The following is a 24,735-nucleotide window of genomic DNA, read 5'->3' as shown; positions in this document are numbered from 1 at the left end:
TGCCCTTGAATTTAGTGAATATCCAGCCTGCTTAAAATTTATTCATTAAACAGGCATTTTATGAAGTTTTCATGAAGTTATCTTGTCATTAAATGTTCAATTAGTCGGCATTAAAAATAACTATTACTTATAGTTGATTTCCCAGATAATCACTATCACCAGATGGGAATGAGTCTTTTGATATCAGTGAATCCCTTGAGGGGTAGTTGAGAAATGAGAAGTTAATAGATAGGAAAATGCTGAACAATTAATAATAAGTTATGACTCATAATTAAGCCAAATAGGAGATATTAGCTAGTTATTAAATTGCTGAATGGGAATTAAATCCTATTTTTACGCTGGTTTCATTGGATTATTAATTTATAACTGTAAATCTGCAATATTACACTTCACTTTACTTAATAAAAATAAGATTAAATAAAGAATAACCACTATCAGTAAACAACAGATACCATAAGTAAATACCGAGGATAAGTCTAGTGATTTTGGTTGTCCCTGCTCCTGTTACAAACACTAGGATTACTTGCCTTTTGATTATTACTCCATAGAGAGTAAGAGGACTGTATGTGGAGAATTTTCACACAATTATTGAATGTTAGTGAAAAGAGTAAATGTTTGATAAATCAAACAGTCAAACAATATCGAGCTAGATTATTCAAAATCAGTATTGAAGAAACCAGTGCGGCTACCAGAGGTTTCATTATTAGAGATATTTATAAAAAGCAGAAACTAGAAGATATTGGGCTGACATTTTTATATGGCTATCATTTAGCGATCGCTGATGCAGAATTAGAAATACTAGCCACCCAACTCAATGTAGTAAAAACAGAGATGCGGGGATTTGCCTTTGAAGGGGCAGCAATGGGTTTGGCACTTTTGGACTACTTCACACCTTGGCAGAGAAATCGCCTCAAAAATTTTTTGTCAGGTATAGCAATCAATCACATATACATGGGTTATGTAGGAACAGGTTGGTTATTAGCAAGAGTTCCTGGGGGTATCCAACGTTATTTGCGATCGCTGAATCAACCTCATCAAGAATTTCCTGATCCCTTACTGGGGTGGTTAGCAGTAGATGGTTATGGATTTCATGCCGGTTACTTTCACCATCAACATTATCTCCAACCGCAAAACATGCCATCAGAAATAGATGGATATGCACTGCGAGTTTTTGATCAAGGTTTGGGGAGAAGTTTATGGTTTATTTACGGCGCAGATATTCCGCAAATTGCTGCTACTATTAACACCTTCAATCAGGTCAGACAAGCGGATTTATGGAGTGGTGTTGGATTAGCTTGCGGCTATGCAGGAGGAGTGAATCGTCAAGAAATCGAAACTTTGAGAGAATTAGCAGGTTTATATTTACCCCACTTAGCTCAAGGTGTAGCTTTTGCTGCCAAGGCTAGGGAAAGAGCCGGAAATCCCACTTCAGATACAGAAATGGCTTGCCAAGTGCTATTGGGAATTTCTGCTCAAACTGCGGCAGAAATTACAGATAAATTGTTGATTGATTTACCCTATGACGCAGCTTTACCTGCTTACGAAATTTGGCGACAGTTAATACAAAAACAATTCGCAACCCTTGGTGTACCAGTATGAGACGTTTGTCTAGATGGATGGGGAAACAGGTCAAGCGGTGGGTTGCATTAATGGTAATTTTGGCCTTATTTTCCCTCTCTCGCTTACCAGCAGTATCGGCAACAGAAAGAGAAGCGATCGCCTCTCGCTTTCAGTTTACCTCCTCAGCTTTACCAGCAATACCAACTCAATCATCACAATTATGGCGACCAGTACACCCTAGTTTAGAAAGACACTCTGGTTGGATTTCCGCAGTTGGTGCAGCAGTAGCTTTAAATGATTTAGATGGAGATGGGTTAGCTAACGATGTTTGTTATGTAGAAACACGCTCAAATCAAGTGCTAGTTGCACCTGTACCTGGGACAAATTCACGTTATCAACCCTTTACCTTAGTAGCCAATTCCCACCTCTACAATCCAAAGACGATGGCCCCAATGGGCTGTTTACCTGGAGATGTCAATGAAGATGGGCAAATGGATATCTTGGTTTACTATTGGGGACGTACTCCTGTGGCTTTCCTCAAACAATCAACCAAGACTGGCAATTTACAAGCTAGTGACTACATTCCACAAGCCTTATTACCAGGTGATGAGCAATGGTATACCAACGCTGCCACCCTATCAGATATAGATGGTGATGGACATAACGATTTAATAGTTGGTAATTTCTTTCCTGACAATGCCCAAATTCTCAACACTCAAGGAACTGGTCAGGAGGTAATGCAACATTCCTTGAATCGGGCTGATAACGGTGGTGGACATCATTTATTGCGATGGTTGTCAGCAACAACTACGACGGTAGATTTTCAAGAAATACCCGATGTTTTGAATGAATCAAAAGCTCGACCTTGGGCTTTAGCAGTGGGAACAGCAGATTTAGATGGTGATATGTTGCCAGAAATCTATTTTGCTAACGATTTTGGCCCTGACAGATTACTACATAACCGTTCTCAACCAGGTAAATTCCAATTTGGCATCTTATCCGGGAAAAAAACCTTAACCACTCCCAACTCAAAAGTCCTTGGTCATGACTCATTTAAAGGTATGGGAGTAGACTTTGGGGATGTGAATGGTGATGGTTGGCTAGATATTTACGTCAGCAACATTGCTAGTGAATATGCTTTGGAAGAAAGTCATTTCCTATTCATTAGCACTGGTGAAGTAGAGAAAATGGCCCAAGGAATTGCCCCCTATGTTGACCGCAGTGAACCTTTAGGGGTGTCTCGTGGTGGTTGGGGGTGGGATACGAAATTTGGCGATTTTGATAATGATGGGAGTTTAGAAGCTTTACAGGCCACTGGTTTCATGAAGGGTACAGTCAACCGTTGGCCAGAATTACATGAGTTAGCAATGGGCAATGATGAAATGTTGAGTCTTACCCAAAGCTGGCCGAGATTGCAAAGTCAACGGGGAGATGATTTAAGTGGTCATGACCATAACCCCTTCTTTATCCGTGCCAAAGATGGCAGATATTACGACTTTGCTAAGGAATTGGGGTTAGATGAACCTTATGTCACTCGTGGTATTGCTACTGCTGATGTAGATGGAGATGGAGATTTAGATTTTGCGATCGCTAACCAGTTTGAAGAGTCCTATTTTTATCGCAATGATAGCCCCCATCCCGGCAAGTTTTTAGGACTGCACTTATTACTCCCTCCTGTAGACCAAACAATTGCCACGACTCAGGTCAAAGCAGGTCATCCTCAACCAGGAGTATTTGGTAGTCCTGCAATAGGGGCCAGCGCTACTATACACCTACCCAATGGACGGGAACTAGTAGCACAGGTAGATGGTGGTAATGGTCATTCTGGCGCACGTAGTCCAGAACTGCACTTTGGGTTAGGAAAAGTTGCAGATAACACCCAACTAGCAGTAGATATACGCTGGCGTGATAGACAGGGACAAGTCCACCAAGAAAGTTTGTTGTTGTCCCCAGGTTGCCAGACTGTGCTGCTTGGAGATTCAACAAAAACAGCACTCAGATTTAGGTAGGAAAAATCAGCATTAAATCTGAGTAGCTAAATTAGCTCACGCAATGAGGTTAGGAGAATAGAAACCATGAATTTCACTAGAAGTAAATCTGCTGCTACTATCAGTGCATTAGGATTAAGTGCGATCGCTCTTTTTGCTGGTGTTAAACCTGCCAATGCTGCTGATACTTGTGGGCCAGGTGCAAATTGGGTGAATAATTGCGATGCAGGTGTGGATCATTTTTCCCATTCCTGGGCATACATTGATTTGCAATTGTTAAATCCTAGTGGTCCTCCTACTTTATTTGACAATATTATGTTCTCTGGACCAGTTAAAGTCACCAGAGACAAGGGAGAAAATGGAATTATTAAAACTATTCTTTCTCACACATTAAAAGGCAAATTAAATGATCAAGAAATAACTCTCACTGCCGATGGAACTGGAGAAATTCAAGATATAGATGGAGATGGATTAGCTAGTAGTTTTTTTGATGTTTTCGTGAAAATAGATACTCCATTTGGTATCATTGGCAATCAATCTCCTCTGCGGGTAGATGGTGATCGACCATTGATAGGGGTTTCTCCATCAAACCTATTGCCTCCTTATGATCCTACCTATGGTGTTATATGTCCACCTCCTTATGATCCCTATGATCCTGACGTTGCTGTTGCCTATTGTGGCAACAACCCTCTTGAATTATTTCTCATCGACGCAAATGGTAATTTTGGACAGCAGCCAGTAGCTATTTTACTGAATGAAATTCATATCGTTCACCCTGAAAAAGTACCAGAACCTATAAGCGTAATTGGCGCAGGTTTAGCTTTTGGATTTGGTATTTTATCTAATCAAAAATCTGGGAGAAAAATTAAAAAACAAGCTGTTGCTTAATCACTGTTCAGCAACAAGATATTTTTTGCAAGATTTTAACAATAATCAACGCTGTTTTTGCCAGAGTGACAAGATATTTTTATAACCAATATCGATTTAATTTCTCATCACTCTGGTCTTATTTTCCCATTAATCCAATATTTATCTACCATGAATATACAAAATCATGAAAAATATCCCCAACGACTGGCTGGGTTGCGTCGCTTTGCTATTGCCATTACATTTTTAAACTTATTGGGACATACAGTTTTAGGATTTGAACAATCTTGGGCCCAACCCCTTGTATCTCTAGGTAGCGCCTATAGCATGGAAATATTATTAGAAATCATAGATAGTAAAATTCACAAGCGATCGCCTCAATTTTTTGGTAGTATCAAAAACCTGATTGATTTTCTCCTTTCAGCACATATCACTGGTTTGGCAATAGCAATGCTGTTATATGCCAATGAAAGACTATTGCCCATAGCCTTTGCTAGTGCAGTGGCCATCGGTTCAAAAGCAATATTTCGCGCTCCTTATGGTCAAGGTTCACGGCATTTTTTAAACCCTTCTAACTTTGGTATTTCTCTCACCTTATTATTATTTCCTTGGGTAGGAATTGCCCCCCCTTATCAATTCACTGAAAACCTCAATGGTGTAGCTGATTGGATATTACCAGCCATTATTGTTTGTACAGGCACATTCCTCAATAGTCGCTTCACCAAAAAAATGCCATTAATTGGTGGCTGGTTGGGTGGTTTTGTTATTCAAGCTTTGGTTAGAAGCATCATCTTTGATACACCACTAATTCCGTCCTTAATTCCCATGACGGGAGTTGCTTTTGTTTTATTCACCTTTTACATGGTGACAGACCCAGGAACCACACCCAACCAACCATTTGCCCAAGTGATATTTGGGGCAGCTGTTGCCATTGCCTATGGTGTATTGCTGACGAATCATATTGTATTTGGCTTATTCTTTGGTTTAACTGCGGTGTGTATTTTGCGGGGCATCTTCATGTACAGCCAAGCAGTAATCAAATCTTTTCCCTCTGCACAAGTACCAGTTCCTAACACTATCCAAACTGGAGAGGTGTAGTTATGGGTAGTGAAATTGCCATTGTCGGGATGGCCTGCCGATATGCTGACGCTACTTCACCTACAGAATTATGGGAAAATGTCCTAGCGGGAAGAAGGGCTTTTCGGCGGATGCCAGCAGAACGCCTGAACCTAGATGATTACTTCTCTCTTGACCAGAATATTCCTGATTCTACCTATGCTAGCCTCGCTGCCCTCATTACAGACTATGAATTTGACCGGGTTGGGTTTCGAGTTGCTGGCAGTACCTTTCGCAGTGCAGATTTAGTTCATTGGTTAGCCTTAGATATTGCTAGTCAAGCCTTACAAGATGCTGGTTTTATTCAAGGACAAGGTTTACCAAAGATGAAAACAGGTGTGATAGTTGGTAACACCTTAACAGGGGAATTTTCCCGTGCCAATACCATGCGTTTGCGCTGGCCTTATGTCCGCCGTGTTGTTGAAGCTGCATTAACTCACACCGACTGGACAAGCAAACAACGTCAAGCATTCCTGCAAAATCTGGAAGCAGAATATAAAGCCCCATTTCCAGAAATAGGTGCGGAAACCTTAGCGGGGAATTTATCGAATACTATTGCTGGTCGCATTTGCAACCATTTTGATTTGCAGGGAGGAGGTTTTACAGTAGATGGGGCTTGTAGTTCTTCCCTCCTCGCAGTTGCCCAAGCTAGTACAGTCCTCGTCACAGGTGATTTAGATGTGGTGATAGCTGGTGGTGTAGACTTGAGCCTTGACCCCTTTGAAATCATTGGTTTTGCTCAGGCTGGGGCTTTAGCACCAGAGGAAATGCGGGTGTATGATGCCCGTTCAGCGGGTTTTATCCCTGGTGAAGGTTGTGGCTTTGTGGTGTTGATGCGTTATGCTGATGCCCTAGCCCAACAACGCAGAATATATGGTTTGATTCAAGGTTGGGGCATCTCCTCCGATGGTCACGGTGGTATGACTCGGCCAGAGGTGGCAGGACAGGTTTTAGCCTTAGCCCATGCCTATGAACGTGCCAATTTTGGTATTGATACTGTCACCTATTTTGAAGGCCATGGTACTGGTACGGAAGTAGGTGACCAGACAGAATTAATTGCTCTTTCAACCAGCCGTCAGCAAGTCGGTGGAGATGTTCACCCTGCTGTCATTGGCTCAATTAAGGCTAATATCGGACATACGAAAGCAGCCGCTGGTGTAGCTGGGTTGATTAAGGCAACAATGGCAATTTATACCCAAGTCTTACCACCTACCACTGGTTGCGAACAACCCCATCCAGAATTAAGGACTGAAAAACCTGCTTTACGAGTGTTAAATCAAGGGGAAATGTGGCCTGAGGATTTACCTCTGAAGGCTGGTGTGAGTGCAATGGGTTTTGGGGGAATTAATACCCATGTGGTAATAGAGGGCTGTCCTGAAAAACGACGGCACATTCTTAAATCTCAAGAAAGGGTTTTACTATCTTCGGCACAGGATACAGAATTAATTCTCTTAGCGGCTCAAAGTCAAGAAGAATTAGCCCAACAAGTAGCTCAATTACTAACATTTGCAGCGAAATTGTCTCAGGCTGAAGTAGGAGATTTAGCTGTAGAAATGGCGAACAGGCTAGAACCCCAAGGTTTTGTTCGAGCAGCGATCGCTATTCACAATCCCCTACAATTATCTCAAGGGTTACAAACCCTCCAATCTTGGCTGCAAGCAGGCATTGACCAGCGTTTAGACATCACTACAGGAGTCTTTTTAGTTACAGGTAACAATTGCCCCCGCATCGGTTTCTTATTTCCTGGTCAAGGTTCTCCTGTATACCTGAATGGTGGTGCTTGGCAGCGGAGATTTCCAGATATTCAAGACCTGTATCCACAAACCGATTTACCCACAGATACCAAAACTACTGCTGTGGCCCAACCAGCCATTGTCCGTGCATCTTTATCTGGTTTACGGATATTAGAGAAATTGGGAATTCAGGGAAATGTAGCGGTAGGACATAGTTTAGGTGAACTTGTGGCGTTGCATTGGGGTGGTGCCTATGATGTAGCTACTTTATTACAGTTAGCTCAGGTGCGTGGTTTGGCAATGTCCCAATTGAATAGTCCTGCGGGGTCAATGGCCAGTATCCGTGCCTCTGCTCAACAGGTACAAGCCCTCATTAAGGGTGATAGGGTAAATATTGCTGCTTTTAATTCACCCCAACAAACTGTAATTTCTGGAGACAGCGCCGCAGTAGCTCAGGTTGTAGCTGAAGCTACAGAAAAGGGCTGGAAAACAGTTAATTTACCAGTCTCTCATGCCTTCCATTCACCTTTGGTAGCTCAAGCAGGTGAGCAATTAGCAGCAAATTTAGCAACTGTAGAATTACGATATTTACAAAATTATGTAGTATCGACAGTTACCGGAAAACCGTTGGCATTAGATATAAATTGGCGATCGCTTTTAATTACTCAAATCACTGCCCCTGTTAAATTTATTGATGCTATTCAAACTGCGGCTGAAAATTTAGATTTGTTAATTGAAGTCGGGCCAGGTCACGTATTAACTGGGTTAGCAGCAGAATGTGTGCAAGTTCCTGTGGTTTCCCTCGACGCTGGTGGTGGTTCCCTCTCTGGTTTATTAACTGCGGTGGGTGCAGCCTTTGTGTTGGGAACACCAATTAATTATTTACCATTATTTAGCGATCGCTTTACTCGTCCATTTAACCTGAATTGGCAACCGAAATTCTTTGCTAATCCCTGTTCCCTATCTCCAACTCTTCCCCCATCTTCTGCACCTTCCCATCCTTCCCATCTTCCGGTGGTTCCTACTTCCACCTCCCAGTCTCCCCTGGAACTAATTCGTCATTTAGTAGCAGAAAAAGCCGAACTACCACTTACTGCCATTCAAGACCATAGCCGACTGTTAAGCGACTTACATCTCAACTCCATTACAGTGGGGCATTTATTGGCAGAAGCTACCAAAAAACTACATTTATCCCCACCTGCTGCCCCTACTCATTATGCTGATGCCACAGTCAGCGAAATTGCCCAAGCTTTAACGACCCTGGCAGAAATTGGGACTCAAGAAGCCGTCACACCAGAACAGCGATCGCCTCAAGGTGTAGACTCTTGGATACGTACCTTTACAGTAGAACTCCAACCACGACCATTACCCCGTCGTCTCCTCAACCATAAATCATCTGGTGCTTGGCAAGTATTAGCACCTGCTGATTACCCCCTCACAAATGCCTTCACAGCAGCCCTAGAAAATGCCCCTGGTTGCGGTGTGGTGGTGTGTATTCCCCCACAAATGGCAACAAACCACATTAATTTACTATTAACTGGGGCAAAAACAGCTTTAAATCAACCAGCAAACACCCACTTTGTCTTAGTCCAACATGGTGGTGGGGGGTCAGGATTCGCACGGACACTATATTTAGAAAGACCAAGTTTAAATGTTTGCGTTGTTGATGTTCCCCTCCACCATCCCCAAAATATCGACTGGGTAATTGCTGAGGCTTTATCCACAGTTGGGTATGGAGAAGCACACTATGATTTATTGGGCAATCGCTATGAACCGCGCCTGAGTTTATTATCAGACCATGTTAGCAGTAGCAACCAAGTCCTCAATCATACAGACGTGTTATTAGTGACAGGCGGTGGTAAAGGTATTGCCGCTGAATGTGCGATCGCTTTAGCTAAAACCACAGGAGTCAAGTTAATATTATTAGGGCGATCGTATCCCACCATAGATCCAGAATTAGCAGCTAATCTGCAAAGAATCACCGCCACAGGTGTAAAGTTTCAATACATCAGTGTTGATGTCAGCGACTCCACAGCCGTACACAATGCTGTACAACAGGGAGAGAAAGAATTTGGAGCCATCACTGCTATTCTTCACGGTGCAGGTGTCAATATCCCCAAACTCATCACCAATTTAGAAATATCAGACTTTGAACGTACCCTAGCCCCAAAAGTGCAAGGACTACGTAACCTTCTGGCTGCTATCAACCCCCAACAACTGCGACTATTAATCACATTTGGTTCGATTATTGCCCGTACAGGTCTACCAGGAGAAGCCGATTACGCTTTAGCGAATGAATGGTTAGGGCGTTTAGTTGCCGACCATCATCAAGCATATCCCCACTGTCAATGTCTCAATTTAGAGTGGTCGATTTGGTCAGGTGTAGGTATGGGTGAACGCTTGGGTAGAGTAGACACCCTCATGCAAGAAGGGATTACCCCCATTTCCCCAGATATTGGCATTGCGGTATGCCAACAACTATTAACCCACTACTTACCTACTACTTCCGTTGTCATTAGCGGTAGATTTGCACAAACACCGACACTGAAATTAGACCAACCCCAACTACCTTTATGGCGATTTTTGGAAGCACAACGAGTCTATTATCCTGGAGTTGAATTAATTGTAGATGTAGAGATATCAGCTAATACAGACCCCTATCTTCAAGACCATGTTTTTACTGGAGAACAAATCTTTCCTGGGGTGATGGGACTGGAAGCTATGGCTGAAGTAGCAATGGCTGTAACTGGTTCTTCCACTCCCCCAACATTTACAGATGTAAAATTTCAACGCCCTATAGTTATAGGAGACTTACCCCAGAAACTCCGAATTGCCGCTTTAGTCCGAGAAGGGGGAGTAGTCACAGTAGTAGTCAGAAGTGAGGAAACTAATTTTTGTGTAGATTACTTTCAAGCGACCTGCCAGTTTACCAGTTTATCCACAGAATTAAATCACCGCATCACCATTCCTGACATTTTGCTTTCTCTCCAACCCCAACAGGACTTGTATGGTGAAATTCTCTTCCACAGTGGCCGCTTCCAACGTATCCAAACATATCGACATTTAAAAGCCACTGAATGTGTCGCGGAAATTACCTTAAATGCTGATACGCCTTGGTTTAGTTCCTACTTACCAGCAGAACTAGTTTTAGGTGATCCTGGTGCGCGAGATGCAGCTATTCACGCTCTCCAAGCTTGTATTCCCCATGCCACTATTTTACCTGTGGGTGTTGACAGGTTAGAGATTTTCACCACACCAACATCCCAAGTTGTCTACGTCTTTGCTCAAGAACAATCTCACATTGACAACACCTTAATTTACAACTTGGAAATTCGAGATGATAGGGGCGAAATTTTAGAAAAATGGTCTGGTCTCAAACTACAAATTGTGAATCAGAAAATACCTACTAAACCTTGGGTAGAGCCACTATTAGCAGTATATATTGAACGGCGATTAAAAGAGTTTGTGCCTACAGCTAATGTGTCCGTAGCCATAGAGCGAGATGTAGATACAGAAAGACAAACTAGGAGCGATTACGCCATTAGTAAAGCACTAGGTGCAAATATCTCCATCTGGCGACGACCTGATGGTAAACCAGAAACAGCAGGTTTGGCAATTTCTACAGCCCATTCCCATGACCTCACTTTTGCTGTTGTTGGTACAGTTCCCCTCAGTTGTGACTTAGAAACCGTAGTTCCTCGCTCAATTGCTACTTGGTACAAATTACTCAATTGGGATCATAGCCAGCTAGTAGAGACAATCGCTCAAGTCTACTCAGAACCCCCAAATACCGCCGCTACTCGTGTGTGGACAGCGCTGGAATGTTTACAAAAAGCCGGGGCTATGGTTAATACTCCCCTATCCCTATCATCCACCACAGATGATGCTTGGGTGTCATTTGCTGCTGGCTCACTGCTGATTTCAACTTTTATCACTTCACTTCAGGGTCAAGACAACCCACTAATTTTTGCTGTGTTGTTGTCCCAGTCCTCCCCAGGAGATTTAGTTTCTACTTCTTCTCATCCTTTAATTAACAACTCAAAAAATATCAGTGTTAGCAATGCGAACTTATGAATATCACCACATCATCAGCTTTGAAGAAACTAACCTAGTTGGCAATGTTTATTATGCCAATCATATACTATGGCAAGGTCGTTGTCGGGAGATGTTTATCAGAGAATATGCACCCGATATTCTGACTGAACTATCTCAGGATTTAGCCCTAATTACTCTGCGAGTTTCCTGTGAATATTTAGCTGAATTATTTGCTTTTGATCAAATTCTCATCCGGATGCGATTAGGAACGATTAAGCAAAATCGTATTCCCATGCTGTTTGAATATTGGCGTATTACACAAGATAGAGAGGAATTAGTCGCTCGTGGTGAACAGGAAATAGCTTGTATGCGTAGGCAGGGAGAAAAGCTGATTCCTACAGCCATTCCTTCTTCATTGTGGACAGCACTACAACCCTATCAAATCAGTTAGGGCTGTTGATGAAAATTCAAGCTACCAAAATCTTGAATATAACAACTTGATTGAACAGGAATGAATAACCAATGATTAATCAAAGTTATCGTCAATTTTCTTCTGGTCTACAAGCTTTTGTGTACCGATTAAATGGCCAGTGGTATAAACCCGCCATGCAAGTTTTTATGGCTATCATTATTGCTCATTGGGCAGAGCATTTATTTCAAGCGTTCCAGGTATATATATTGCATTGGCCGAGAAAGCAAGCTCTAGGTGCTTTAGGGCTACTGTATCCCTGGTTAGTACATTCAGAATGGTTGCATTATGGTCATGCGCTGTTTATGTTGGTTGGTTTAGCTGTTCTACGTCCTTCTATGGTGGGTAAAGCTCGTGTGTGGTGGAATATTTCTTTTGGGCTACAATTTTGGCATCACATCGAACACGCGCTGTTACTAGGTCAAGCTTTAACTCACAAAAATCTCTTTAACTCCCCAGTTCCCACCAGTGTTTTACAGTCATGGGGAGTTCCCCGCATAGAGTTACATCTGTTTTATAACACTATTGTTTTTGTGCCAATGGTGATTGCTTTGTTCTATCATCGTTTTCCACCAACAGACCAAAGGCAAATTTCGGCATAAGAGTTATGGAAGGTGGGTTTATACCAATTCTCCAAAAGCAACCAACTTATTGAGTAAACCCCTCCCCAACCCTCCCCGCAAGCGGGGAGGGTGCGCGATAGCGCGGGTGGGGTAATCATTAATGTTGCCAAAATTTTTCGATTCGGTATTAATCATCTTCCTTCTTCTTCACTCCCCCATGGAAAAAACCCCCAGCGAATACTGGGGGCTATTGGTACAAAAATATGGCACTCTTCCAAAACTTGATTAATTAACGGGGTAAATTCCGGCTAGCATAGGCATCCATTGCATAAGCAGGAGTGCGATCGCTGTAATCTGTATCCATACCAGTAATCGCCTTAGCCAGCTTTTCAAAGGATTCGGAATTCCAGTTGCGCTCATGAATAGGCTTTTTTTGCTCTCCCAAGAAATAAGCGAGGGAACCGATCATGGACGCAGCTACCCAACCCAATACCAATACTGCAATTAAGATAGTCATTTTTAACTCCGTTTTTTTAATTAATGTAACTTTATGTAAATAAATATAACGTTTATTTACAAAAATGGCAATTTATCCTAAAGGTGTGGATACCGATGGATCAGGTAGGGTATTCCCCTCTCATAAAGGGTTGTCATATCCAGCAAATCACCCATAATATGCCATTGCCAATGAAACGACCCAATTGCAAGGTTTTTGGGATTGCTTCCCTACGGTTGCAATGACGGTCATTGAAAAAGACATGATATAAACCCAGATGGGGCGAGAAAATTGAATTTATCGTCTTTTTGTTTTGCTTCATCAGTAGACCTCTTGCAACAGTCCCAATTTTTGCCTGATTCTTTGCGACTTAGCGCCTTAGCGCGAAACAAAAAATACTTATGCAAGAGGTCTAGCAAAAAGAGTTCCAAAGTTGTGGCTAAATTGCACAACTTCTGAACTCTTTGTTTATATATGAATAATTCAGATTAATTATTTTGGGGTAGAACAACGGGAGAAGGAATATTTTCTCCTGCTGGATTGGTATTAGCAGCAGGAGTTTGTTGTTGTTGACTTTGAATGAGTTGTTTTTGTCTAGCTCTGAATGCTGCGGCCGCATCATCTAGCTGTTGGTCTTGTTGTTGAGAATTCCATTGAATATTACCCAAGTTAGCCCGGTGAATCAAATCCAGCATATTGAAATCGGAACTGTTGGGAGACAAGAGGTTAGTGTTGCGATCGCTTTCTGTGCCGAAAGGTTGATTAACATCGGCCCGACTAGGTTGTGCTACTAACAGGGAAGCAAAACTAATACCGACAATGGTAGCAGCAAATATTTTATTTAAGGGTAAGCATGGTTTTCCCATTGTGATTCCTCCTCACATTTCACTCAGGTATGATGCTTCTATCTTAAGCAAGAGTCCGTCTTAGTTGGGGTTGAATACTGAGTAAAGCTACAACTGCAAATCCCAACAATATCAATAGTGCAGCAGCAAAGGTAACATCACCCCAAAAAGCGTGCATAACTACATCATTCAAGCCCCAATTTTGATGGAGATAAAGATAGCGAATTGGTTCAATGGCATAGCTGAGTGGATTAAGAGTAGCGACAACTTGCAACCAACCAGGCATAAAGGATAAAGGTGCTAAGGCTGTGCTGGCAAAGAGCAAAGGCAGGTTAGTCACAAAAATTACTGCAATTAATTCAATGTGACCAGGTAAAGCAAATGCCAAACCGAGGGAAATAGCAGTGACACCCAAAGCTAGAAGCAAGACAATGAGAGCGATCGCACCTAACCCAGCCGCATCGGGTAAACCTGCACCTAAAAAGGCTGCTGCACCAACAATCACCGCTGCTTGCAATAAACTTTGGCTAATAATAAAAATGGCTGAAGCAAAGACAATGGAGAACCTAGACGCTAAAGGTGCAACCAGTAACCGATTTAAAAAGCCAAATTCCCTGTCAAACATCACAGGTAGCCCTGCGTTCAATGCCCCGGCAAAAGCTGTAAATACAATTACACCAGCAGCTAAAAATTGACCGTAATTACTCGTACTACCAAATAAACCTTTAGGGGCATTTTGGAATAATGCCCCAAATAACACCAACCACATTATCGGCTGGACAATTCCCGCTAACAAGGTAGAAGGACGGCGTTGCAGTTGAATAAATAGACGGCGAGTTAAGGCCAGAGTTTCTTGGACAATTTCACCAAAGAAGTTGGGTGTAGTTTCAGGAACTACAGTAGGGGAGGTTAGTTGCTGAAAATGGATGTCTGTCTTCATGGATTTTCGATGTTAGTGACTGATAATAGGATGGAATAAAATCATCACTCTCAATATTAGAAAGAACAACAATCGCTTAAATACCAGTTTAACGAGTTCTGGAAGTGCCGGACTATCATAAACTGAACGTATCTGGATATATTGACTCACAAAGTCATAATTCTATAGTACAATAATACTATAAGCTAAAAATCGTGGCCAAGAAGGAGGTAATTATGCCTATCACCACATCAAAAGCGATCGCTGATTACTTTATCTGGTTAGCGAATGAAACAGGTTCTTTTTTGAGCAACTTAAAACTACAAAAATTAGTTTATTACGCTCAAGCTTGGTACTTAGCTCTTTATGATCAATCTCTATTTGCAGAAGATTTTGAAGCATGGGTTCATGGCCCTGTGATTCCTGATTTATACCAGGAGTATAAAAAATTTGGTTGGAAGCCCATTGTCAAGGATGTTGAAGAACCTAAATTTGCTGATCAAGTCCATGAATTTCTAGCAGAATTGGTAGCAGTTTATTTTAGTTGTGATGCTTTTGAATTAGAACAAATGACTCATCGTGAAGATCCTTGGATTCAAGCAAGAGGAAATATTCCACAAGATGCCCCATCTAATGCGATTATTTCTAAGGAAGCGATGAAAGAATATTACCAGGAACGTGCCGAAGCAGAAGAAGATTAAAAAATCTCATCCTCAAACTTCATCTTCATCCAGGATCAAACCTACACAGGTGGAGCATTCCCAACTAATTAGCTTTTCCTACAAATACCTGAAAAATAATCATGATAAATTCTCAATCAGGAATAAGAGTCAAGAATACATAGTCAAGTATTCAGATGTACTAATTGAAAGACTACGTGATATTTCTAGCATGACATATTATGATATGACCGTGACAAATGCTAGAAGTCTTCGTTGCCATCCTATTGATTGGAATGATACTACTGAGACTTGCTTTGGATTCGTGGATGAAGAACAATTAGTCGGTCAGCCATATCAGTTTCAACTTTCATCAAATGAATATGGCAGAGTACATGGTTTCTTCATTGAAAATGTTTTTTATATTGTTTGGTTAGATCCAGATCATTTACTTTACTCTTAGGAAATACTGAGAAAATTTATGATAAGTTTAATTGGTAATTAGTGATTTTTTCTAATCACCAATCACCAATCACCCTATCTCATATTTTGCTTTTTCTCTGCCTTGGGATCACGATTAGCCACAGCAGCTAATTCTGCATCTAATAAAGTTTTACCAGTGGCAGCCAAATACACATCATCTAGACTAGGACGAGATTGGGCAATACCAAAGATTGGTAAACCTGCATTATTTAAGGCTTGCTGGATAGTAATCAAGGCATCATTTTGAGGTGTGACTACCAAATTGAGGGAGTTACCTTGAGCACTGTTAATAATGATTTCTTGAACGAAAGGTAATTGTTGCAGGAGATGTTGAGCATTTTCTGCTTCTTCCCTGGGTGAAAATTCGCGGATACGTAAAGTAATGCGATCGCCCCCCACTTTGTCTTTTAATTGTGATGGTGTACCTGTGGCAATCACTTTCCCCCCATCAATAATTGCCACCCGATCTGCCAAAGCATCAATTTCTTCTAAATAGTGGCTGGTAATCACCACCGTAGTTCCCGCAGCCCTTAGCTTTCGCAGGAAATCCCACACTACAAACCGACTTTCAATATCTAACCCTACGGTTGGTTCATCTAACACCAGTACATCAGGGGCATGAAGTAACCCCGCAGCCAAATCTAGACGCTTGCGTAAACCACCAGAATAGGTTCCGGTTTTTTTATCAGCGTATTCTTGTAAACCCAGTAAATCCAGTACATTATCAATGCGTTGTTTAATCACCTTACCAGGCAAATGATAGAGGGCCGCCTGTAATTCCAGCAACTCCCTACCAGTCAATACCTTATCTAAAGCTACTTCCTGGGCCACATAACCCAACTTTTGCCGTGCTAATTTGGGATTAGCTAATACAGAAATTCCCGATACCTCAATTTTGCCAGCATCAGGAGTAGTCAGTGTACACAAAGCACGCAGAGTTGTGGTTTTTCCTGCGCCGTTAGGGCCGAGTACACCAAAGATTTCCCCTGCTTCCACCACAAAGGAGACATCCTTAACGGCTTCCACAGTACCGTAACGCTTTTTTAGATTTTCAATTAAAACGGCGGGAGCCATGACAGCTATATCTCTAACTATACAATTCGCAACAATCTATTTCCTATTGTACGAGTTGGGCGTTAGCTGTGATGAGTTCTATTCTACTATTTGATTTGTAGCCAATGGTGCAGATACATAGAGAGAAACAAATATCTGTAAATCTAGTTGCGATCGCTTGATTGGAAATCTTCTTTAATCTCAACCTATTTCGCCTCAGAAACACCTATGCTAACGGTTGGGTTAGGACTAAACTGTAAAGTCTTAACCATTGAATACGATAGAGACGAAGGACGAAGCAGGAATGACTAAATTTCTGGATACGGCAATTGAAGCTATTGTAGCTCGTGAAATTCTCGATTCACGGGGTAGACCCACTGTGGAAGCAGAAGTACATTTGGCTGGTGGTGCTGTAGGACTAGCCCAAGTGCCCAGTGGTGCTTCTACTGGTACATTTGAAGCCCATGAATTGCGGGATGATGATAAAAGCCGCTATGGGGGTAAGGGTGTACTCAAGGCGGTACAAAATGCCAATCAGGTATTAGCACCAAAATTGTTGGGCTTGGATGTCCTCGACCAAGAATTGTTAGACCGGACAATGATTGCCCTCGATGGTTCATCTAACAAAGCTAACTTAGGTGCAAATGCCATTTTGGCAATTTCTCTGGCTGCGGCAAAAGCTGGGGCTGAGGCTTTGCAAATACCCCTCTATCGCTATTTAGGTGGGCCTTTAGCCAATTTATTGCCAGTTCCCTTGATGAACGTCATTAACGGTGGGGCCCACGCTGCTAATAACGTGGACTTCCAAGAGTTTATGATTGTGCCCATCGGTGCTTCTTCCTTCAAGGAAGCCTTACGCTGGGGTGCAGAAGTATTTGCTACTCTCAGCAAGGTTTTGGATGAGAAAGGTTTACTGACTGGTGTAGGTGATGAAGGTGGTTTTGCCCCTAACCTAGAATCTAACCAAGTGGCTTTGGAATTATTGGTAGCAGCAATTGAGAAAGCTGGTTATAAGCCTGGGGAACAGGTGGCTTTAGCTTTAGATGTGGCTGCCAGTGAATTTTACAAAAATGGCCAATATGTTTACGATGGTAAACCCCATTCTCCCGTTGAGTTTATTGATTACTTAGGGCAGTTAGTTGACCAATATCCGATTGTTTCCATTGAAGATGGTCTGCATGAGGAAGATTGGCAAAATTGGCAATTACTCACTCAAAAATTAGGTTCACGGGTGCAGTTGGTGGGTGATGATTTGTTTGTTACCAATGCCACCCGCTTACAAAAGGGTATTGAGCAAAAAGCAGGTAACGCGATTTTGATTAAGCTGAATCAAATTGGTTCCTTGACAGAGACTTTGGAAACCATTGATTTAGGAACTCGCAACAGTATCCGTTCAGTAATTAGCCATCGTTCCGGCGAAACTGAAGATACAACCATTGCTGATTTAGCTGTAGCTACTCGCGCAGGACAAATTAAAACAGGTTCTCTGTGTCGCAGTGAACGGGTAGCAAAATACAACCGCCTCCTCCGTATCGAGGATCAATTAGGCGATCACGCCATTTATGCTGGTGCTGTAGGCTTGGGGCCTAAATAGGTGACAGGGAACAGGTGGCAGGTGACAGGGAATAGGTGACAGGGAATAGGTGACAGGTGACAGTATTTATTTCTCCTATGCCTAACCCTCCTTCCATGCCTGCTTCTGCTTTCCCTGCTTCCCTTTAGGGATAAAACCCTAGCTTTGGTAATCCTAGTGTTTCATCCCAACCCAACATGATGTTCATACACTGAATCGCTTGGCCTGCCTGACCTTTAATCAGATTGTCAATGGCGGACATGACAATGATACGACCAGTGCGGGGATCTACTTCTACACCGATATAGCAAAGATTGCTACCACATGCCCATTTTGTTTGGGGATAAACGCCACTATTACAGATTTTTACCCAAGGGGAATTACGGTAAAATGCTGTGTAAATTGTAATTAAATCATCCCGCACTAAGCCAGGGTCACGCATGGTGGCGTAAACGGTGGCTAATATCCCTCTGACCATGGGGATGAGATGGGGTGTAAATTGGATGGTTACTTCATGTCCTGCCAATTCACTGCAAATTTGCTCGATTTCTGGTGTATGGCGGTGACGGGCGACGTTATAAGCAGCTAGGGAGTTATCAGCTTCAGCTAAGAGTAAATTCACTTTAGCCTGTCTGCCACCACCAGATGTACCAGATTTAGCATCGATAATAGCTGTTTCTGGGACGATTAAGCCTTGTTTGAGGAGTGGAGAAAGGGCAAGTAGACTAGCCGTAGGATAGCACCCAGGACAGCCGATGAGAGAGGCTTCGGCTATGCGATCGCGATATAGTTCTGGTAATCCATATACTGCTGTAGCGGCAACGGTGCGATCGCTTCTTTCTGTACCATACCAATTTGTATAAGTTGTTAAATTACTGAATCTATAATCGGCACTTAGATCCAGCACTTTACATCCTTTTTCTATAAGCTGGGGTGTGATTTGGCAGGCCAGACCATTGGGTAGAGATAAAAATACCACTTCACAACGACTACCAATGATTTCTGGATCTACCGCTTCAATGGGTAAATTAGTGATACTACCAAATTGCGGATAGAGATCCCCAAAGGATTTTCCTGCACTACTTTCACCACCTAAATACACTAGTTCAACTTCTGGATGATCCATTAACAGTCTTACTAGTTGCACTCCGCCATAGCCTGACGCGCCAACAATCCCAACTGGTACGCGCCTTAAATTACCCATGATATTAAATCCTTATCAGCTTTTGTTTAATTAATTATTAGCCATCAACAATCAAGTTAATAGCTAATTGGAGAATGGTTATTACTATTCAACTTTTGCTGCATTCTATAGCAAATAGCCTCTTTTAGCGTACATATAAATCGATAGATCGAAAATATCTTGCTGACAGAATCACACTTCAAGTATGTAGAAAAAAATCCCCAACAAAAGTTTGCTTGGTAACAGAAAATACACACATGGGAACAGAGTGTAGGACTACACCGATAATTCTGGAAAGCCTTGACTTTGTTCATCTGTCAACTATTTCAGATAAACAAGCTACAATCTACAATAAGAAATCGTTAAAAAAATTTACGTTGGTAGTTGGAAATCTTCTGTGTCACAGCCTAAGACTGCCCAAGCCTTTGAATTCGATTCGATAGATACCGCTTTGGCAGACCTCAAAGCGGGTCGTGTCATCGTGGTGGTAGATGATGAAAATAGAGAAAACGAAGGCGATTTAATTTGTGCCGCCCAATTTGCCACACCCGACATGATCAACTTTATGGCAGTGGAAGCCAGAGGGCTGATTTGTTTGGCAATGACAGGCGATCGCCTGGATGAATTAGACTTACCATTAATGGTGAGTAATCTGACCGATACTAACCAAACAGCATTTACAGTCAGTATTGATGCCGGGCCTCATTTAGGAGTCTCCACAGGTATCTCTGCTGAAGACCGGGCCCGCACCATCCAAGTCACCCTAAACCCAGCCACTAAACCCCTAGATTTACGTCGTCCTGGTCATATTTTCCCCATTCGGGCTAAAGCTGGTGGTGTACTCAAACGAGCAGGACACACGGAAGCAGCGGTTGATTTATCCCGGTTAGCAGGACTTTACCCAGCCGGTGTCATCTGCGAAATCCAAAACCCTGATGGTTCCATGGCCAGGTTACCTCAGCTATTTGAATATGCGAAGCTTCATAATCTGAAAATTATTAGCATTGCCGATTTAATTAGTTACCGCTTACAGCATGATCGCTTAATTATTCGGGAAAGTGTAGCCGAATTGCCCACCCAATTTGGTAATTTTAAAATCTACGCCTATCGTCACACCTTGGACAACAGCGAACATGTAGCCATCGTTAAAGGTGACCCTAGCACCTTCCAGGATGAAGCAGTGATGGTGCGGATGCACTCAGAATGTTTAACTGGTGATGCTTTAGGTTCTTTGCGTTGTGACTGCCGAATGCAGTTGAAAGCAGCACTGAAAATGATTGAAAATGCTGGTCAAGGTGTAGTAGTTTACCTGCGACAAGAGGGAAGAGGAATAGGTTTAATTAATAAACTCAAAGCCTATTCATTGCAGGATATGGGATTAGATACAGTAGAAGCTAATGAGCGTTTAGGTTTCCCCGCTGACCTGCGCGACTATGGGATGGGGGCACAAATGCTGATGGATTTAGGTGTAAAAAAAATTCGTCTCATCACAAATAATCCCCGTAAAATTGCTGGTGTTAAGGGTTATGGTTTAGAGGTTGTAGACCGTGTGCCTTTATTAATTGAAGCCAACGACTATAATTCTTATTACCTAGCCACTAAGGCCAAAAAGTTAGGTCATATGCTGTTACAAACTTATTTGGTAACAGTGGCACTCCATTGGTACGATGACCCGCAATTAGTCACAAAACGCTACGAAAGATTAGAAAAGCTGCGTCACTTAGCGAAAAGTCATCATTTACTGTTGCAGGAAGAAGCCAGACCCTTGGGAATTGCCTTATTTGACCAACCAGCTTTAGCGGTGCATTTAGGCTTTGACCAACCAAAGGTAGCGGAACCAGATTGGTATCTGCAAAACGGCCATCCTTACCTACAGGCAATTTGTCAAATTCTCGATCATTTATACAGTTTGCCTTATGTGCAGAAACTAGAATTTTTGGTTTCCGCAGGTACTGATCCTTTGGTGAATTTGCAAGTGCAGTTAGACAGACAAAATTTGGGTGCTGATACAGTGCCGTCATCTATTTGCGATCGCTTGGAAACACAACAAATTTACAGCTTTAATAAGTAAGCTGGCATTTACCTCACGCAAATTCCCTCTACCCGCAACCACAAATGAATCAGGTAGAGGGAAAGTTTGTTTCTATTGGGTAAGAAACCAGTGTTATCTGTTCCCTCCTCCCTCCTCCCTGCTATAAAATAGTCAAACTTTTGAGCATATTCCCCGCAGTAAGCAGCCGATTAACTTATGAACGCTACACAAGAACAACTAAAATTAAAATTGGCACAGGCTTTAGTGGCTGCTTTTGGTGCTGAATACACCGATGTAGACCCGATTTTAGTCCCCGCTAGTAACCCGAAATTTGGTGATTATCAAGCGAATGTGGCATTATCCCTGAGTAAAAAATTGGGAATGCAGCCAAGAGCGATCGCCTCTGGGATTGTTGATAAACTAGAAATATCTGATATTTGCGAATCACCGGAAATCGCTGGGCCAGGATTTATTAATTTAAAACTAAAAACATCCTATCTAGAAGCGCAAATCAACGCAGTTAATGCAGACCCTCGGTTAGGAGTTCCCGTAGCTGCAACACCACAACGGGAAGTTGTCGATTTTTCCAGTCCGAATATTGCTAAAGAAATGCACGTCGGACACCTCCGTTCTACCATTATTGGTGATTGCATTGCCCGGATTTTAGAATTTCGTGGACATGAGGTAGTTCGGTTAAATCATGTTGGTGACTGGGGTACACAATTTGGGATGTTAATTACTCATCTTGTTGATACTTATCCCGACATTATGTTGATGGAAACTTCTCAAGGTAATTATTTACATGGTGATATAAATATAGGAGACTTAGTTGAATTCTATAGAGAAGCTAAAAAGAAATTTGATAATAGTGAAGATTTTCGAGAAAGATCCAGAAAAGCAGTGGTAAACTTACAATCTCAAAAAGACCCATTCACAGAAGCAGCATGGAAACGTCTTTGTGAAGTTTCTCGAAAAGAATTTCAAGTAATTTATGATTTACTCGATATCAAATTAGAAGAAAGAGGAGAATCATTTTATAACCCCTTATTACCCAAAGTAGTAGAAGACTTACAAACAGCAGGACTAGTAGAAGAAAACCAAGGGGCAAAATGTGTTTTCTTAGACGGTTTTACTAACAGAGAAGGTGAACCTTTACCCTTAATTGTTCAGAAATCAGATGGTGGTTATAACTACGCAACTACAGATTTAGCATCTGTTCGCTACCGCATTCAAGAAGATAAAGCAAAACGCATAATTTATGTTACAGATGCTGGACAAGCTAACCACTTTGCCCAATTTTTCCAAGTAGCGCGTAAAGCCGGATGGGTTCCTGAAGATGTGGAATTAGTCCATGTTCCCTTTGGATTAGTGTTAGGAGAAGATGGGAAAAAATTCAAAACCCGTTCTGGTGATACTGTGAGATTACGGGATTTATTAGATGAAGCAGTAAGCCGTGCCTACAAAGATTTAGAATTGAGATTAAAAGAAATTGGCAGAGAAGAAACTGAGGAATTTATTCATAATGTTGCCACAGTAATTGGCATGAGTGCTGTTAAATATGCAGATTTAAGTCAGAACCGCACGAGTAATTATGTCTTCAGTTATGACAAAATGCTGTCTTTAAAAGGCAATACAGCACCTTATTTACTGTACGCTTACGTCAGAATTCAAGGCATTAGTCGTGCTGGTAACATTGATTTTAATCATTTAGATTCTAATGCTAAAATTGCTTTGTCAGCAGAAGCTGAATTCAATCTAGCCAAGCATCTATTACAACTAGATGAAATCATTGCTGAAGTAGAAAAAGAATTGTTGCCAAATCGGTTGTGTGATTATTTATATCAACTCAGCGAGAAGTTTAACAAGTTCTACGAAAATTGTCCTGTTCTCAAATCTGAAGATCCTGTCAAAACTTCACGACTGCTGTTATGTAATTTGACCGCAAGAACATTGAAATTAGGCTTAAATTTATTGGGAATTCAGGTATTAGAAAGGATGTAGAGGACAGGTGACAGGTGAGAAGAGGGTGTAGGGTGAGAAATTTACCCCCTTCTCCTATTCCTCACTCTCCAGCTTCTGCTGCTGCGGGAATGGGGAACTGTTCACCTGCTAAATAGGCATCAAAATGTTTTTGGAAATATAACCAAGAGGTCATGTCTTCACCTTCAATATAGGCTTTTGGTGCTTGCCTATATAAGGGGACACGAGTGTTAATTTCTGTTTTTAGCAGTTCTGGTAAAGCTGGAAAATCCTTAACTTTACTACCTGTAGCACTATAAATCAGATAACCAGAGCGATCGCCCATTCTCATCCAAGGCAACCATTGACCCATTCTATCCCAACTTAACCACAGTTCTGTCGCTGAATTTAAGTTTGGGTTAGCTAAATCTGCACTAGGCACAGAAATTTTAAATAATTCTGCTGCTTGATAATTTGCAGAAGGGCAATAATCATTAAATTGAGGATCTGCGGCTAAAGGATTAGGATAACTGGGAAACAAGTCAAATGCAAAAGTCGTTTTATCTCCATCCACTTGGACAGGAAACTTACCTTTAAATTTTCCTTGCACAGGATTATTAGCTACATGCATCACTGGCACAGTTTCTCCTGTCCATGGGTTTTCCCATTTATGTAAAATTTCATCTGTTTGGGGATGAAGATAATAAGTCAATTCTCTAGAAGTAAAATCCCAACTTTCTGCACTAGTAGGAATACAGCGACTCACACTCATTCCCAGAATTTTAAATAAAATTTGTCGCTTTTCTCCAGGTACAAAACTATAAATTTTACCAGACCAAACAATAAAACTAGACTCGTTGGCATCCAGAGAAGAACGGGTTTTTACCCACTGTTTAGCGTCAATTTCTTGAATTTCAGCAACCATAATTGATGCTCCTGTTTAATTTTAAATGATTCTCAAGTTTAAATTGTCGGCTGGTTTATAGCAATGTTGATTAGCTCAACCCATCTGCAATGATTGATTTTGCGTAAGCCTTTGGCATAACACAACCTACGAAATAATTGATATTTATTCATATACATTGAAATTTTATCGTAAGGATTCAGGTGGAGGGGGATTGACAAAAGGGACAATTGGATAGAGTATCACGGGCATGAACAAAAACCTGCCAAGAGAACAAGATAGAGAAAGACTAAACCAG

The 24,735-nt window shown here is 41.8% G+C and carries 18 protein-coding genes; 11 read left to right on the top strand and 7 right to left on the bottom strand.

Annotation, left to right across the window (positions count from 1 at the left end; genetic code table 11):
* Positions 1-564 precede the first annotated feature (564 nt).
* From H6G73_RS15380 to H6G73_RS15350, 7 genes are all read left to right on the top strand, one after another.
* Positions 565-1,599 carry a DUF1702 family protein gene (locus H6G73_RS15380; RefSeq protein ID WP_190605970.1) on the top strand — a complete coding sequence of 345 codons (1,035 nt, stop codon included), beginning with the start codon at positions 565-567 and terminating at the stop codon, positions 1,597-1,599.
* On the top strand, positions 1,596-3,569 hold the full coding sequence (locus tag H6G73_RS15375) for a CRTAC1 family protein (RefSeq protein ID WP_190605969.1): 1,974 nt from the start codon (positions 1,596-1,598) through the stop codon (positions 3,567-3,569). The genes H6G73_RS15380 and H6G73_RS15375 overlap by 4 nt, the downstream gene beginning before the upstream one ends.
* A 66-nt stretch (positions 3,570-3,635) precedes the next feature.
* Positions 3,636-4,436: a PEP-CTERM sorting domain-containing protein gene (locus H6G73_RS15370; protein ID WP_190605968.1), complete on the top strand. Its 801-nt coding sequence runs from the start codon at positions 3,636-3,638 to the stop codon at positions 4,434-4,436.
* Between the two features lie 150 nt (positions 4,437-4,586).
* Complete coding sequence (locus tag H6G73_RS15365) at positions 4,587-5,513, top strand: RnfABCDGE type electron transport complex subunit D (RefSeq protein ID WP_190605967.1); 927 nt, start codon at positions 4,587-4,589, stop codon at positions 5,511-5,513.
* Between the two features lie 2 nt (positions 5,514-5,515).
* Positions 5,516-11,338, top strand: a complete 5,823-nt coding sequence (locus tag H6G73_RS15360) for a type I polyketide synthase (RefSeq protein ID WP_190605966.1) — start codon at positions 5,516-5,518, stop codon at positions 11,336-11,338.
* Complete coding sequence (locus H6G73_RS15355) at positions 11,325-11,750, top strand: acyl-CoA thioesterase (RefSeq protein ID WP_190605965.1); 426 nt, start codon at positions 11,325-11,327, stop codon at positions 11,748-11,750. The genes H6G73_RS15360 and H6G73_RS15355 overlap by 14 nt, the downstream gene beginning before the upstream one ends.
* Positions 11,751-11,821: 71 nt before the next feature.
* Entirely contained in the window at positions 11,822-12,370 is a 549-nt protein-coding gene (locus tag H6G73_RS15350; protein ID WP_190605964.1) for a hypothetical protein, read from the top strand.
* 18 nt (positions 12,371-12,388) lie between these two features.
* Here H6G73_RS15350 and H6G73_RS15345 read toward each other — a convergent pair whose 3' ends face one another.
* From H6G73_RS15345 to H6G73_RS15330, 4 genes are all read right to left on the bottom strand, one after another.
* Positions 12,389-12,526, bottom strand: coding sequence for a hypothetical protein (locus tag H6G73_RS15345; RefSeq protein ID WP_190605962.1), 138 nt, complete (start codon positions 12,524-12,526; stop codon positions 12,389-12,391).
* Between the two features lie 94 nt (positions 12,527-12,620).
* Positions 12,621-12,848 (bottom strand): photosystem II protein, Psb35-related, encoded by a 228-nt coding sequence (locus H6G73_RS15340; protein WP_190605960.1) that lies wholly within the window; start codon positions 12,846-12,848, stop codon positions 12,621-12,623.
* 467 nt (positions 12,849-13,315) lie between these two features.
* Entirely contained in the window at positions 13,316-13,693 is a 378-nt protein-coding gene (locus H6G73_RS15335; RefSeq protein WP_190605958.1) for a hypothetical protein, read from the bottom strand.
* Between the two features lie 43 nt (positions 13,694-13,736).
* Positions 13,737-14,612 carry an ABC transporter permease gene (locus tag H6G73_RS15330; RefSeq protein ID WP_190605956.1) on the bottom strand — a complete coding sequence of 292 codons (876 nt, stop codon included), beginning with the start codon at positions 14,610-14,612 and terminating at the stop codon, positions 13,737-13,739.
* Positions 14,613-14,827: 215 nt separating this feature from the next.
* Here H6G73_RS15330 and H6G73_RS15325 point away from each other — a divergent pair, with 215 nt between their 5' ends.
* A complete protein-coding gene (locus H6G73_RS15325; RefSeq protein WP_190605954.1) occupies positions 14,828-15,292 on the top strand; it encodes a Panacea domain-containing protein in 465 nt (154 codons plus the stop codon).
* A 495-nt stretch (positions 15,293-15,787) separates the two neighbouring features.
* Here the strand turns inward: H6G73_RS15325 and H6G73_RS15320 are convergent, their stop codons facing one another.
* On the bottom strand, positions 15,788-16,807 hold the full coding sequence (locus H6G73_RS15320) for an ABC transporter ATP-binding protein (RefSeq protein WP_190605952.1): 1,020 nt from the start codon (positions 16,805-16,807) through the stop codon (positions 15,788-15,790).
* Positions 16,808-17,090: 283 nt separating this feature from the next.
* Between H6G73_RS15320 and eno the strand changes: the two genes are divergently transcribed.
* The gene (gene eno, locus H6G73_RS15315; protein ID WP_190605950.1) at positions 17,091-18,380 is read left to right on the top strand and encodes a phosphopyruvate hydratase; all 1,290 of its coding nucleotides are present in this window, start codon (positions 17,091-17,093) and stop codon (positions 18,378-18,380) included.
* A gap of 124 nt (positions 18,381-18,504) precedes the next feature.
* Here eno and argC read toward each other — a convergent pair whose 3' ends face one another.
* Positions 18,505-19,563 carry an N-acetyl-gamma-glutamyl-phosphate reductase gene (argC, locus tag H6G73_RS15310; protein WP_190605948.1) on the bottom strand — a complete coding sequence of 353 codons (1,059 nt, stop codon included), beginning with the start codon at positions 19,561-19,563 and terminating at the stop codon, positions 18,505-18,507.
* 376 nt (positions 19,564-19,939) lie between these two features.
* Between argC and ribBA the strand changes: the two genes are divergently transcribed.
* Positions 19,940-21,613: a bifunctional 3,4-dihydroxy-2-butanone-4-phosphate synthase/GTP cyclohydrolase II gene (gene ribBA, locus H6G73_RS15305; protein WP_190605946.1), complete on the top strand. Its 1,674-nt coding sequence runs from the start codon at positions 19,940-19,942 to the stop codon at positions 21,611-21,613.
* Positions 21,614-21,790: 177 nt separating this feature from the next.
* Positions 21,791-23,575 (top strand): arginine--tRNA ligase, encoded by a 1,785-nt coding sequence (gene argS, locus H6G73_RS15300; protein WP_190605944.1) that lies wholly within the window; start codon positions 21,791-21,793, stop codon positions 23,573-23,575.
* A 61-nt stretch (positions 23,576-23,636) separates the two neighbouring features.
* On the opposite strand, the gene H6G73_RS15295 is transcribed toward argS, so the two are convergent.
* Positions 23,637-24,458, bottom strand: coding sequence for a DUF1838 domain-containing protein (locus tag H6G73_RS15295; RefSeq protein WP_190605942.1), 822 nt, complete (start codon positions 24,456-24,458; stop codon positions 23,637-23,639).
* Between the last annotated feature and the right edge of the window lie 277 nt (positions 24,459-24,735).

The sequence above is a fragment of the Richelia sinica FACHB-800 genome, from assembly GCF_014698825.1.
Classification (GTDB): Bacteria; Cyanobacteriota; Cyanobacteriia; order Cyanobacteriales; family Nostocaceae; genus FACHB-800.
The sequence above is the reverse complement of the archived record's forward strand: the minus strand, read 5'-3'. Positions and strand labels throughout refer to the sequence as shown.

What these genes read in the sequence shown, in the direction of transcription:
- H6G73_RS15325 (WP_190605954.1), top strand. Translation starts at nt 14,828, where the DNA reads ATGCCTATCACCACATCAAAAGCGATCGCTGATTACTTTATCTGGTTA.
- H6G73_RS15345 (WP_190605962.1), bottom strand. Translation starts at nt 12,526, where the DNA reads ATGATTAATACCGAATCGAAAAATTTTGGCAACATTAATGATTACCCC.
- H6G73_RS15370 (WP_190605968.1), top strand. Translation starts at nt 3,636, where the DNA reads ATGAATTTCACTAGAAGTAAATCTGCTGCTACTATCAGTGCATTAGGA.
- H6G73_RS15360 (WP_190605966.1), top strand. Translation starts at nt 5,516, where the DNA reads ATGGGTAGTGAAATTGCCATTGTCGGGATGGCCTGCCGATATGCTGAC.
- H6G73_RS15340 (WP_190605960.1), bottom strand. Translation starts at nt 12,848, where the DNA reads ATGACTATCTTAATTGCAGTATTGGTATTGGGTTGGGTAGCTGCGTCC.
- H6G73_RS15335 (WP_190605958.1), bottom strand. Translation starts at nt 13,693, where the DNA reads ATGGGAAAACCATGCTTACCCTTAAATAAAATATTTGCTGCTACCATT.
- H6G73_RS15365 (WP_190605967.1), top strand. Translation starts at nt 4,587, where the DNA reads ATGAATATACAAAATCATGAAAAATATCCCCAACGACTGGCTGGGTTG.
- argS (WP_190605944.1), top strand. Translation starts at nt 21,791, where the DNA reads ATGAACGCTACACAAGAACAACTAAAATTAAAATTGGCACAGGCTTTA.
- H6G73_RS15295 (WP_190605942.1), bottom strand. Translation starts at nt 24,458, where the DNA reads ATGGTTGCTGAAATTCAAGAAATTGACGCTAAACAGTGGGTAAAAACC.
- eno (WP_190605950.1), top strand. Translation starts at nt 17,091, where the DNA reads ATGACTAAATTTCTGGATACGGCAATTGAAGCTATTGTAGCTCGTGAA.
- H6G73_RS15375 (WP_190605969.1), top strand. Translation starts at nt 1,596, where the DNA reads ATGAGACGTTTGTCTAGATGGATGGGGAAACAGGTCAAGCGGTGGGTT.
- argC (WP_190605948.1), bottom strand. Translation starts at nt 19,563, where the DNA reads ATGGGTAATTTAAGGCGCGTACCAGTTGGGATTGTTGGCGCGTCAGGC.
- H6G73_RS15330 (WP_190605956.1), bottom strand. Translation starts at nt 14,612, where the DNA reads ATGAAGACAGACATCCATTTTCAGCAACTAACCTCCCCTACTGTAGTT.
- H6G73_RS15320 (WP_190605952.1), bottom strand. Translation starts at nt 16,807, where the DNA reads ATGGCTCCCGCCGTTTTAATTGAAAATCTAAAAAAGCGTTACGGTACT.
- H6G73_RS15355 (WP_190605965.1), top strand. Translation starts at nt 11,325, where the DNA reads ATGCGAACTTATGAATATCACCACATCATCAGCTTTGAAGAAACTAAC.
- H6G73_RS15350 (WP_190605964.1), top strand. Translation starts at nt 11,822, where the DNA reads ATGATTAATCAAAGTTATCGTCAATTTTCTTCTGGTCTACAAGCTTTT.
- H6G73_RS15380 (WP_190605970.1), top strand. Translation starts at nt 565, where the DNA reads ATGTGGAGAATTTTCACACAATTATTGAATGTTAGTGAAAAGAGTAAA.